The sequence below is a fragment of the Spirosoma flavum genome (assembly GCF_042686045.1).
Classification (GTDB): domain Bacteria; phylum Bacteroidota; class Bacteroidia; order Cytophagales; family Spirosomataceae; genus Spirosoma; species Spirosoma flavum.
Window position 1 is genome coordinate 861,456 of record NZ_JBHUOM010000002.1, and the last position, 13,047, is coordinate 874,502.

General features: G+C 45.1%; 8 protein-coding genes. 4 read left to right on the plus strand and 4 right to left on the minus strand.

All coding sequences use genetic code 11. From position 1 onward, the window contains the following. Nucleotides 1-5: 5 nt before the first annotated feature. A complete protein-coding gene (locus tag ACFS25_RS09150) occupies nucleotides 6-4,082 on the plus strand; it encodes a non-ribosomal peptide synthetase (RefSeq protein ID WP_381498993.1) in 4,077 nt (1,358 codons plus the stop codon). A gap of 166 nt (nucleotides 4,083-4,248) precedes the next feature. Here ACFS25_RS09150 and ACFS25_RS09155 read toward each other — a convergent pair whose 3' ends face one another. From ACFS25_RS09155 to ACFS25_RS09165, 3 genes are all read right to left on the minus strand, one after another. Then, nucleotides 4,249-5,688 carry an MOP flippase family protein gene (locus ACFS25_RS09155; protein ID WP_381498995.1) on the minus strand — a complete coding sequence of 480 codons (1,440 nt, stop codon included), beginning with the start codon at nucleotides 5,686-5,688 and terminating at the stop codon, nucleotides 4,249-4,251. Nucleotides 5,689-5,737: 49 nt separating this feature from the next. Continuing rightward, nucleotides 5,738-8,074, minus strand: a complete 2,337-nt coding sequence (locus ACFS25_RS09160) for a T9SS type A sorting domain-containing protein (protein ID WP_381498997.1) — start codon at nucleotides 8,072-8,074, stop codon at nucleotides 5,738-5,740. A gap of 72 nt (nucleotides 8,075-8,146) precedes the next feature. Next, the gene (locus tag ACFS25_RS09165) at nucleotides 8,147-9,148 is read right to left on the minus strand and encodes a T9SS type B sorting domain-containing protein (protein WP_381499000.1); all 1,002 of its coding nucleotides are present in this window, start codon (nucleotides 9,146-9,148) and stop codon (nucleotides 8,147-8,149) included. Nucleotides 9,149-9,281: 133 nt separating this feature from the next. Between ACFS25_RS09165 and ACFS25_RS09170 the strand changes: the two genes are divergently transcribed. The 3 genes from ACFS25_RS09170 (at nucleotide 9,282) to ACFS25_RS09180 (ending at nucleotide 11,851) form a co-directional block, all read left to right on the plus strand. Beyond that, entirely contained in the window at nucleotides 9,282-10,052 is a 771-nt protein-coding gene (locus ACFS25_RS09170; protein WP_381499003.1) for a 4'-phosphopantetheinyl transferase family protein, read from the plus strand. 51 nt (nucleotides 10,053-10,103) lie between these two features. Continuing rightward, nucleotides 10,104-11,057 carry a hypothetical protein gene (locus ACFS25_RS09175; RefSeq protein ID WP_381499006.1) on the plus strand — a complete coding sequence of 318 codons (954 nt, stop codon included), beginning with the start codon at nucleotides 10,104-10,106 and terminating at the stop codon, nucleotides 11,055-11,057. Between the two features lie 146 nt (nucleotides 11,058-11,203). Then, a complete protein-coding gene (locus ACFS25_RS09180; protein ID WP_381499009.1) occupies nucleotides 11,204-11,851 on the plus strand; it encodes an acyltransferase in 648 nt (215 codons plus the stop codon). On the opposite strand, the gene ACFS25_RS09185 is transcribed toward ACFS25_RS09180, so the two are convergent. Further along, entirely contained in the window at nucleotides 11,848-13,026 is a 1,179-nt protein-coding gene (locus ACFS25_RS09185; protein ID WP_381499012.1) for a glycosyltransferase, read from the minus strand. The genes ACFS25_RS09180 and ACFS25_RS09185 overlap by 4 nt on opposite strands. Between the last annotated feature and the right edge of the window lie 21 nt (nucleotides 13,027-13,047).

Genomic DNA, 13,047 nt, shown 5'->3' on the forward strand with positions numbered 1-13,047 from the left:
TACGGATGGCCGAAAGCACTACGAACGTAAACCTTATTGCAGTTGATTTCAATCCATTCGACGGTCCGGGTATTGCTCATCTGGCTCCGGCTACCGAGCCGCAGATGGAAATATGGGCAACCTGTCAGTTTGGAGGAGACGATGCGAATCGGGCATTTAATGAATCGGTGTCGCTGCGCTTCACCGGAACGTTAGACAGGCCGGCACTGGAGCGGGCGTGGCAGGACTTAGTGACGCGCCACGAAGCTCTGCACTCGGCGTTCAGTGCCGATGGAAATCAGATGTGCATTTTTGATGAGTTTCCTACGGCCATTTTCTATCAGGATTGTTCCGACAAAACAGATACCGAAAAAGAACAGGTTGTTGCGTCTTATGTGACTCAGGATGCACTCCATGTGTTTGATCTGCTAAATGGCCCTCTGATCAAAGCGGGTCTGATTAAGCTATCCGATACGCAGCATCACTTCACCGTAACGGCTCATCATATCATATGCGATGGCTGGTCGTTGGGTATATTATTGCAGGATTTGGGTGCTTTCTATTCCGCATATTCGCAAAATAAAACCCCTATATTGTCTGTAGCTCCGCTGTATAGCCAATATGCCACTGAGCAGCTTCAGTTTTTGGCAGGGGAGGAACATCGACAAATAGAAAAATTCTGGCTCGATCAGTACAAGGAAACGATACCCGTGCTGGACCTGCCGACCGATTTCCCCCGTCCCGCATTACGTACCTATGAAATTGCCCGCCTAGATTACCCACTGGGTGAATCATTGGCTCTGGCTGTAAAGCAGATGGGCTTAAAAGTCGGTTGTAGTTTTGTCACTACTCTGATAGCAACCTTTGAGGTATTACTGCACCGGCTGACAGGGCAAAACGACCTTGTTCTTGGTTTGCCAACGGCCGGCCAGTCAGCTACGGGGCAGCTTCGACTGGTAGGGCATTGCGTAAACCTGTTGCCGTTGCGAAGCTTTCCCTACGCCGAACTTAGTTTTCTCCAGTTTCTACAACAGCGAAAAGAAGCCGTTCTTGATGCCTACGAGCACCAGCAGCTAACCTTTGGTAGTTTACTGAAAAAACTGCCCATTACCCGAGATCCAGCCCGGGTGCCCATGGTGCCTGTTATTTTTAACGTGGATATGGGTCTGGATGATGGTGTTTCTTTTTTCGGACTCGATTATCAACTCATCAGCAATCCCCGAAAATACGGAGCCGTTGACTTGTTTTTGAACATCAGTGGTTCATCGACTACGCAAAACTCATCGTTGACCTTCGAATGGGCGTACAACACGCAACTATTTAAGGAGGATACTATCAATCGGATGATGGCCGAATTTGAACGCCTTTTGAAAGAGGTCGTTGCTAAGCCATCAATTCGAATTAACGAGATTCCACTAGCCGACTCTCGTGAGCAACACAGAAAGTTAGCTGCCTGGAATGCTACGCAGGCATCGTACCCAAGTCACATCCCTTTACACGAACTGATTGCTCAAACCGCGGCCCAATACGTCGATAAAGCAGCGGTAATTTTTAATGGACGTACTGTACGATACCGTGAACTGGACGAAACGGCTAATCAGGTTGCTCATGTCATTCAGCGCGACGGAATCGGGCAAAATCACGTAGTTGGTGTTATTCTGGATCGGTCGCCGGAAATGGTTATTACGCTTCTGGCCATCCTAAAAGCTGGAGCCGCTTACGTTCCCATCGACCCTGAATATCCACACGATAGGATAGCTTTTATGCTTGCCGATTCGTCGGCCAACCTGCTCATTACGTCGAAGAAGTATCATGGTAGTGGGACGACACCCTACCAAACAGCCGGACAATTGACAACTCCGACTAAGGTGCTTCTGATCGAAACGGTATTGGCTTCAATAGATAACTATTCTAAGGAAGCGCCAAAAGTAGTTGTGACGGGCAGTGATCTGGCTTATATTCTATACACATCCGGCTCGACCGGACAACCCAAAGGGGTATTAATCGAGCACCGAAATTTGGTTAATCTGCTGTACAGCATGATAACCATGCCTGGTATAACAAAGGATGATGCGTTGCTGGCCGTAACAACAATTTCGTTCGACATCGCTGGTCTTGAACTGTATTTGCCCTTGCTGGTTGGGGCTACACTAGTCTTGGCCGACACCGAAACGACCAAAGATGGCCGCGCCTTGCTTCAAGCCATACCTGAGCAGAACATAACCATTATGCAGGCAACTCCAGCAACGTATAAAATGATGCTGGCTGCCGGTTGGGAGCAACAATTTAACCTGAAGATTCTGTGCTGTGGCGAGCCTATGTCGAAAGACCTGGCTCAAAAACTGACAGCGCGCTGTGGTTCGCTTTGGAACATGTATGGGCCAACGGAAACAACCATCTATTCAACGGGCAAACAGATTTTAGCCAGCGACGAGATTATTACCATTGGGCGGCCTATCCACAATACGCAGGTATATATTCTGGACGAGAAATTGAATCCGTTACCAGAAGGTATTGTCGGCGAACTTTATATTGCCGGCGACGGTGTGGCGCGGGGGTATTTGAACCGGCCCGAACTGACGCATGAGAAGTTTGTGCCGAATCCATTTGACTCATTGCCAAATCGTTTAATGTATCGGACTGGTGACCTCGGTAAATTTATGGCTGATGGTGAGATACACTGTTTAGGCCGTATTGACCAGCAGGTGAAAATTAGAGGCTATCGAATTGAACTTGGTGAAATTGAACACGCTTTAGTGACGCACGGCGATATTAAAGATGCTGTTGTGATGGCTCGCGAAGATCGGCCCGGCGACCAGCGATTGGTTGCCTACATAGTGACCACTCCTCCGTTGACTAATGAGGTATTTATGGCACAGGTGTCGGTCTGGCGAACGAAGCTTCGGAATGTGTTACCTGATTATATGGTCCCGACAGATTTTGTCAGTCTGGAGCAGTTGCCTATTACACCAAATGGAAAGATTGACCGGAAGGCATTGCCTAGACCGGCGAGCTTGCTGGCGGAAAAAAGTGCAGGGACGGAGCCAGTTACAGCCATGGAGAAGTTGATTCACGGTATCTGGACTGATGTGCTCGGCGTAGGAAGGATTGGCATTAATCATGATTTTTTCGAGTTGGGGGGTCATTCAATGATTGCCGTTCAGATGATGACCCGACTCGAAAAGGAGACAGGCAGGCGGTTACCCTTATCAACCTTGCTGACGTATCCAACTATTCGGAAACTGGCGCAATTGCTTCAGGCTGAGAAACAGCCAGTAACTTGGAAGTCATTGGTACCTATTAAACCACATGGTAACAAAGTACCTATATATATTATTCATGGCATTGGCCTCAATTTGCTTAATTTCAGTAGTTTAGTTAATTACATGGACTCTGAGCAACCTATCTATGGATTGCAGGCGCTTGGACTGGATGGAACCGACGAGCCATTAGATAATATGGAAGCGATTGCCGCCCATTATCTCGCTGAAGTAGTAGAACAAAATCCAGTTGGTCCCTATGCTATTGCGGGATATTCATTTGGGGGGTATGTGGCACTCGAAATGGCTCGGCAACTCAAGGCGATGGGTAAAGAAGTAAAACTGCTGGCTATGTTTGACACTAATGCGCAGGAGTCAGATAATAATCAGCCTATGATTAGTTGGTTGAGCCGTAAAATACTACGGCAGTTTCCAAAGTTAATATGGTTTACACGCTCGCTGGTTCAGCATCCTATTATGACTATTCAATATCAACAACAGTATCTGGAGCGTCAGATCAATACTGCTTTGCGAATCGTTGGCCTGCATAAACCTCCTCAAACGGATGGGCAGCTCGATCATTTAAGCCTCATCATGGACAAACATGAAACGGCTTTTCATGCATATTCCATGAAGCCCTACGATGGCATTGTTGATCTATTCAAAGCGCAGCTACGCGTATACTTCGTTGATGATAGCAAATACCTGGGTTGGAAGAAATACGCCCTGAAGGGTGTTCGGGTGCATAGCGTTCCGGGTGATCATGAAATGATGTTATTGCCTCCTAATGATAAGGCGTTCGCTCAAGCGTTACAGGCTGCACTGGATAAAAGCGGAGAATAGCTTTTATCCAGTGCAGCCTGTAACGCTTGCATGCCTGTTGGTAATTGAGTTATATCAACAGAATCTTTTAATCTGACGGATAACTCCTAGGTATTATAATGGTGTTATAACTACTTCTGCGGGGTTGTAAAAAACGTACACCTTTACTTAGCCTTCCCATGAAAAACTAGCTAAGTGCCTGTCTGTATGCTTTCAACTCCGAAAACGATAACTTATAAACTAAGGTCAACAAGGCATATGTGGTTCCTCCAAGCATAATTTCTATTAACGTATTGGCTAAACCCGAATGGCCAACAAATACTTTATATGCATAAATGACGCCGACCATTATCAGACAGAAAACAATAGGTTTGACTATGTCTCTTAGAAAATTCTCTACAAAATCTCCGATGAGTGAGTGTGCAATGGCAAAGTTGGCGATCATATTAAGCAGCGTAGTTATTAGAAAAGCCATGGCAATACCAGTTACGCCCCAATAGTTTCCAAACAGGTACACTAATGGTACTTTTACAAGCAACGTACCCAGGTTGAGATAGAACAGTAGGCTTGGTTTTCCCTTGGTGAATACCAGTGTGAACAAGGGGTGACTCAAGCAGGTGAAAATTCCTACGAAGACAAAAATATGGATCAAGTCGATGGTCTTCTCCCAACCCGGTCCATAAATTAGGGGTACGACGCTGTCGGCTGTAATGAATAATCCGGCTAAAAGCGGCAGATTGCAGTAGCTGATAAAATCCAGAATTTTTAGGTACGATTTTTTTAAATCAGCCGTGTTGTCCTTCATCTTAGCTAAAATCGGGTAAGCGACCTGCAAAATAATTGGGTTGAGTTTAGTGATTGGAAAAATAGCCAGTTGGTAAGCGATAGTATAATAACCAAGTATCTTAATCCCCAGCATACCACCAATAAAAATATTGTCGGCGTTGAACTGAATAAAGCCCAGAAAGCCGTCGCCCATATTAAAGAGCCCGAAGCGAAGATGTTCTTTGACTTTGTTAAGATTGAAAGACCATGAAGGGCGGAAGAGTGACAGGCCAAACGTAATCTGCAGAGCTGACTTCACGGTTTGCATCACTAGTGAACCAATAATCATTGACAGTTCGCGATAGCCGCTGTAAGCCAGGGCTATTGTAACGCCCGATCCAATAACAGTTCCGGCGATATCGAGCATGGCTACGGATTTAAACCGGAGCTCTTTTTCCAGCAAAAACATGTATAGTTGCCCGAAATAAGCAATTACGAAGTAATACGAGGAGAGGTTGAGCACCCCCGCCAATTTTGGCTCGTGATAGAACGAGATAATGGAGGGCGTGCTAATATGAATGGCAATAAAGATGACTAACCCAACAATGAGGTTGAGATAATACAGTGTGGATAACACGTTACGGTCATTTTCCTGTTTATAAATGATGGAGTTGGAGAAGCCAAGGTTAGAGAAAATCTGAAAAAACGCGATAATTACATTACTAATACTGACGATGCCAAAAGCTAAAGGGTCTAATAGACGAGCTAGCACGGCTACCTGTAAGAACTGAAACAGGGTCGAGATGATGGTGGAAATCGTGATCCACTTTCCTCCGTTCATTGCCTTTTTTGTATTATTCATTTGGATACTCTATGGGCTAATTCTATTGATGAATTGGTCAGCTATCTCCTCACTGGGCTCTGATAATTTTTTTAATCACTCTCGTTTGCTCCTGGCGCACTTCCAGCAAATAGGAGCCGTGAGGTAAACTACTCAAATCGAGTTGCTCATTGAAAAAACGGCCTGATTTTAGAAAACTTACCTGCTTATATCTTCGACCTGAGTTATCATAAACCGTCACGTCAACCAGAGTGGTATTTTCATTTTCAATAGTCAGTTTCACATAATCGGACGTTGGGTTTGGGTAAACCTGTAAGGTTCTCAAATCAGTTTTAACCTTATTACCAGCCTCCCGCATTGGCATAATAAACACGGGCGTTTCGCTTACATTTACGGTCACCGTACCGGTTTGACTAACCTGTACGGTTCGTGTCATCTCATCACGACCGATGGTTGGTGTGCATATCTGTACTGTATCACCTTTTATCACTGATAGGCTATAGGTACCGGTTCGACCCTGTTCATCTGGTATGACTAGCACATAGGCCGATTGTCCATCTAGTTCATAACGGTCTACCAACGGATCTTTGTTGAGCGTTTCTTTGTAGTGGTAGTTGCCTAGCAGATTCTTAGCCTGATATAAGTAATCGGCGGCTGGTTTACGTGTTTTTCCGATTTCATTCAGCAACCCCATTGATGAAAATTGAGTCGGGTTGAGTATATCAAAATCATAAGCCTGAAAATAGAATACCCGATCAATACCCACTCGGCTGTATAGCAATGACGTTCGTAGAATCCAGTCTGCCTGCGTTTCGAGAACGGTTTTTCGACCAATGGGTATAGCCCGGAAAGGACTTTCCTTATTTATATCGTACCCCGCTTCAGTAATCCAGACAGGCATGCCGCCGGCATACTGACGTGACAGCTTCACAAATGCGGCAGCCTGCTCCCCAACGCCCGCCAACTCGGGCGCGGCTCCCCGAGTTGCCCCGCCGTTTTGCGACGATTTAACATCGTTGGCGTATAAATGCTGGTTCATGACATCCCAGCAAAGATTTACCGACCCATCGGGTCGGTAGCCCCGGAATTCTTTGCACCAGTCGATCATCGCCCGCATGTAGTCGGTTTTTGCGGTCGACATGCCACCCATAACAACTGTTACCGATGGGTCAGCGTTTTTTACACCAACGCCCGGTCCAAGTGTATTTTTATGGCCATCATAAAAGGCCGACATATTCGCTGCATATTCGCGGGCCGACTGATAGCCATTTCGACCTTTCCATGTTTTATCGGGCTCGTTGTTGCATTCTATATAGCGAATCAGCCCCAAGCCGATTTTAACCGTATTGACACCCGCCCAGGTAACTTCGGGGCTGACGCTGACTAGGGATGGATTAACATTCTTGTTATATCCGTATCGAGCCATGTACTGAAAGGCTACCCGGGCATGTTCGATATATGATTTTGGTGAGGAAAGGTCACTACCGTATCGGGCTGGTGCGTTGCTATAATCACGCCCATCTTCGGGGTAGATATTTTCCATCCACTTTGGGAGCGTCTGCAAACAGGCTAACATCTCAACACCTTCGGACTGTAGGCGTTTATACATACCATCGTAAGTCCAACTGCCGCTAAATGTAGGATTGTACGTGTAACTGCCTTGTTGATTTTCCAGCTTATCCCAGTCTATGTAATGACGCATAGATGAAAAGCTTTTTAATGCATTAATACGGGTATCTTCTACCTCGCGGAGGGCTGCACCCGTGGTGGGATCTTCAGCATCCCACTCGAATCCGTTAATGCCTAACGTATGACGAAATGGGTACGATTGCTGAGGGATAAGTGCTGGTTCCTGACCCGCCTGATATGTTCCGTAAAGTTCCATTTCGGTAGGGTAAGAGCCTGCGCTGTTTATCACTAGATACCGGGCATTTGAAATAGGTTTTTTAAGGGCGAATTCTTCGGGCTGGTCAGGATTTGGTCCTACCCAAGTCTGGTATTTATTCCCGGTAAAGCGGGCAATCGGAATGCGCTCCGATTTATCGGTAATGATCGACAGCGTCATAGGTGCATCAATATTGCTCCCTGCTCCATCATAAAGCCGAATACTTTCGATACTTAATTGCTCGCCCTTTTGTAGCGGATAGTAGGCATCAAAGTTGGTTAATATTTTGCCCCATCCCGTGTTGACTGTCACATCTGTGGCGCCGTCAAATAGGGCATCGAGACCATTGTCGGCATTATTGACTTGATACCAGCGTTTCGGATCTATAGGTATTTTTATTTTATTAGCAGTTTCGGATAATAAAGTCTCACTCAATACCGAAGAAGCACTGGTTCTGTTCGTCTGGTCAGCAATCACCAGCGTAACAGATGCTATTATTAGGGTGAGTAGGGTTTTTATCATTAGTGAAATACTGTCAAATTCTGGAAATAAAATAGATGAACTTGGTCTAGCCGATAATAATTGTGAACGGAATCATCGCATGAGCAAAACGTGGCCTGTTTGAACCTGTTCTCTCTGCTCTTGGGTTGCCTGAGTCGGTCGATAGGAAATCATCCATGTGTACTCTCCGGCTGTGCAGGGATTTCCTGCATAGCTGCCGTCCCACTTCTGGTTTACGTTGTTGCTGGTGAAAATTACACTTCCCCAGCGATCATAAACTTTCAGATCGTAGGACGATACTTTAGGCATAAAAAAAACCAAATCGTCATTTAGCCCGTCGTTGTTTGGGGTGAATACATCCGGCACATAAATCTGCTTGGACGAGCACTCATCACACTGCCTTATCTGAATGTCATCAATGACTATATCATTGCCACAACCATAATCTCCTTCATTATTTATCAATTTTATGATAAGCTCTTCGGTTGTTTGGGGGGCTGTAAACAGGGCTGAATACTGACGCCAGATTGGCTCATCTGCCTGCTCTATTATACCGATCATTGCCGACCCAAGAACATGACCACCCTTAGTTTCGATACGTACAGACAAGTTTGGTTTTAATGGGGTGGGGCATATGCCTGTTTTAAGTAAGTTGAGTACCCATAAAGAAATCTCATAACTTGTGCCAGCACATAAGCCAGATACGGATTGTTGATAAAAAACGCCAGCCTTGTTTGCGCCATTTACAATCATCATGTTACCGTCTACGTCGTCTGGAGTATGATCCATTGTAACAGCATACCATGTATAATTAAAACAGCTCCCATCAATAGTTTCTGTTAGCGTATATTGGCCGTCGCTTGGGCATGTTGGCGGGATGTATTGGTAAGGGGTCATCCCATCCAATTGTACGGGTTGACTAGCTGTACCGAACGATTGGTCAATGACTAATTGGCCCGACGGATTTACACACAACTGAGCAAAAGCTGGTTGGCAAAAGGCATAAATAATATATGTAATCAAGCCGACTACTCTTTGTAACTTGTTGAGCGATTGGCGGCTGTTTTTACTGAATATATGGGAATCAGATAGCATGGTCAATTGTTAAGACCCGGATAACTTATTTCGGTCACCAGTTCGGTAGATAAATAGCCTAATTGTCAATTGATTACACTTAGCATGTGAGTATGATTAGTTGATCATTTAATGTGAATATATAGTGCGCTTTATGCCAGTTTCCACGATTTCATGTGCTTCTTTTCAGGATGTTTCGTGGCTTCATTGGGCTGACTGTTCATACGATGACGAGATAGCCATATTTCGATTTCCACTAGTTGAGGGCATGATTATGCCGTTTCATCTGAAATCGGTACTTCAACCAGACGAAATTCATCGTTCACAACGGTATTATCGGGAAGAAGATCGCCAACGGTTTTTATACACTCGAAGTATCTTAAGAGTCTTGTCTGGAAGCTACACCAACCAGGCCCCTGAGCAAATCCGGTTTACGACGGGTATGAATAAAAAGCCTGAGTTGGTTGGTGACTCAGGTTGGCGGATTAATGTATCTCATTCAGGAAAGTGGATTTTGTTGACCATTGGAAAGGTTAGCGTTGGGATTGATGTGGAAAAAAACGACCCGAAGTTTTCGTTTCGGGATATGTTATCAACTAGTTTTAGTCGGGGAGAGCAGGATTACATCGAAGCGGGAGTCGATGCCCAATTACGCTTTTATCAGTTGTGGACCCGGAAAGAAGCGTTAATCAAGGCAACGGGTAAAGGGATGGATGATGATTTTTGGCAAGTACCTTCACTCGATGGTTCGTCCGTTACGGACAGCGGCCTGATTGGTGAGGCCGGAAGCTGGATAGTTAGTAGTTTTTTTGTAGCCACCGATTATCACGCTGCGATTGCTTACCGGGCAACGCAGGAAATACCTAAATTTTATACGCTCGATAGTGGCCTATTCTCTCATCGAGAGTCACAAGAAAGAACGTAGAAACTGATTTGTTTTTCGGCGTAGTTAATTCATAACTCAACGCTTGCCCGTATGCAGCGATTAATGCTAAAATTTCTGTACGTAGTTGCCGCCCTGAAGTATTCCGGAATCAGGCGCGATCTGCGCTATTTTATCCGTGATAATTATTATAGCCGATTAAATCAAATCCGTTTTGTTGCCAAGGACTATTTCACGAAAGGGAAGTATAAAGTCATTGATTTTCATGGAGAATTCGATCAGGAACTGCGTTACGTTTTGCCTTTCGCCTACTGGCATTATCTGAACGGGACACTGGCGAAAACTATTTCCAGTACTAATACCAAAGCCTTTTATTTTTTTAGTGAAAACCACAGCGAATTGTATGAAAAACGCCTGTGGCAGGCCGGTTACGATTATTACGACGTTCCAAATATGACACATAGTCCGTCGTTTAGCTTCACGAAGTGGGCGCGGGTTCCGCTGAAGAGTCATTATAGAAATAAACAATTCGTATTCCGCAAACCTATTCTGGTGATCGCAAATAAATACAATGTTGAATGGGACAAGCCACCCGTTAATTTTCTGGATATACCTGATTTAGACCGTATTGTATCAACACACAAGTTAAACTACCAAATTATTTATAACCGGCCATTGTCATCTCAAATTGTGGTGGACAACAGCGAAATCATGGATTTGAATGAACACGGGTGGTTACGGGAAAATCACCCGGAGGTTATCTTAATGAATGACCTATATGAGCAACACCACAACGCAGTCGACAATTTTAACCATCTCCAATTGTTAATTTACGCCAATTGTGACCGATTCATTTCTATGCACGGTGGTACTGCTGCTTTAGCCAGCTATTTTGGTGGAATAAATATCATTTTGTCTCATACCGGTGGAGGTATGGAGCATCATTTTAATGAATATGACACAATTTTTCCGGCCTTGTCGGGTGCTAAAATTCTGCACGCAAAAAGTACTGACGAGCTGTTTCAGTATCTGAGTGCCTACTATTAAACGTCAATTTAAAGTTAACGCTTTGTATTTCAGTCAATCGACATAAACGAGATACTCTCTTACTAGTAGTTTCATTAGCAGGAGATTTTAGTTGGCCTGCAAAAGATTCTCAGTTGTTCAATCAAAAGGTTGACTTCTTTAAAACCATGTCGTTAAAAAGTTATATCGACAAACATCCCACTCTGAAGCAGTCTATTCACCGATTGCTGATTCCCCGGTACCAGGCTAGGCCGCGCCGGTGGGTGAGTTGGTTTGTCAATCCGTTGGTTCACAAACGACATCGCTCGTCAATTGTCAGGTCAAGCGTTCGGTTAGACGTACTGCCGTTCAATCCGTTTGAGTTGGGCAAACGCAGTATTATTGACGAATTTAGTGTCATCAACAATGGTGTTGGCAGCGTGGTTATTGGGGAAAATACCCTTATTGGCATCGGGACTGTTCTGATTGGGCCAGTCCGTATAGGCTCCAATGTGATTATGGCTCAACATATCGTTTTATCAGGGCTGAACCATTCATATGAGGATATTTTATTCCCCATTCGGGATCAACCCATCACGACACGCCCTATTGTTATTAATGATGATTGTTGGATTGGTGCGAACGTCACCATCACAGCAGGGGTTACTGTTGGGTATCATTCAGTGGTGGCAGGGGGAAGTGTTGTTATCACCGATGTGCCTGCCTACACTGTTGTTGGTGGAAATCCGGCACGCGTATTGAAATCCTATGATACAGCCTCTAGGCAGTGGGTAAGGGCGAGTAAATCAGTAGCTTCTTCGGCTCAAACAGTCTAGATCTGCTGAATAACAGCTTCAAATTCTTCCGCGCGTCTCTGCCAGGAGTTTGCTTTGGCCATAGTTATTCGTTCGTTAAGGCGCTGGGTACTAGTATCGGAAAGTGCCCGTCGAAGCGCTTGGGCGAAAGCTATCGGGCTGTCGGCTAGTTCGATGACTCCGTCGAAATCATCAAGAATTGAAAAAGGTGTCGAAACTACAGGCAAGCCAGCCGCTAAATACTCATTAATCTTTAGGGGATAAATAGTGTACGTATGCTCATTGCAGACGAACGGAATCATTGCTGCCTTCATTTTGGACAGTAGAGCCGGTAATTCAGCGGGTTGATGGGGTGGAATGAATTCAACGTTTGTATAAGAAGATAGTCGCTGCTTTATGCTGGGTTCGTTTACCTCGCCTATGAACTGAAACAGCACATCGGGCATAGTACGTACACAGTGTTCTACTAAATCAAGATTAATGCGGTTATCGGCTGTACCCAAATATCCCACAATAGGTTTTGCGGGTGGCTGCATCTCCGCTAACTGGCGGGCCTGGTTGAATAAATCGAAATTGACACCATTTTTAACGCAATAGGCCTTGGGTTGAAGGATTGATTTCGACCGGCGTAAGGTTTCCGAAGTTGTAATGACCGCATCGACACGTTGAAGATACCGCGACTCGTACCGGTCGCCGTGTCGGCTTATCCAACTAGCGGCTGTTATTTCATCGAAGCAGTAGTAGATAGTAGCGAACTCATTTAGCTGATGTAGCATGGGTAGGCCGAATACGGGGTTAAAGGCATTAATAACCAAAGGTTTATTCATCTTTAGCTGTTGCATGATCTGCCGAATACCCTTCACCATCCGTCCCACATTTTGGCGAATCAGCACGTCATATGGCTTGGCAGATAGCCAATTGATGGGTAGCATTAGGGGGGGAGTCCAGACATAGACTTCGCTGCCATTTTCAAAAACTTTTTTTGTGAGCGGGTTTTTTAAACGGGCTAATTCCTGAACGGGGACATCCTGCAGCCCAGCTACGCCCATCGCCCAGTCTTTTAGTGTATACTGATAATCAACGTATAAAACTCGGTGACGTACCGCCAGTTCAGTCATCATTTGAACGACTGACTTCTGATAATCGCCCTTCCAAGGTGTCTGTCCAACACAAATAATACTATCAAACTTTTCCATGAAGAATAAAAACGCGGGCTG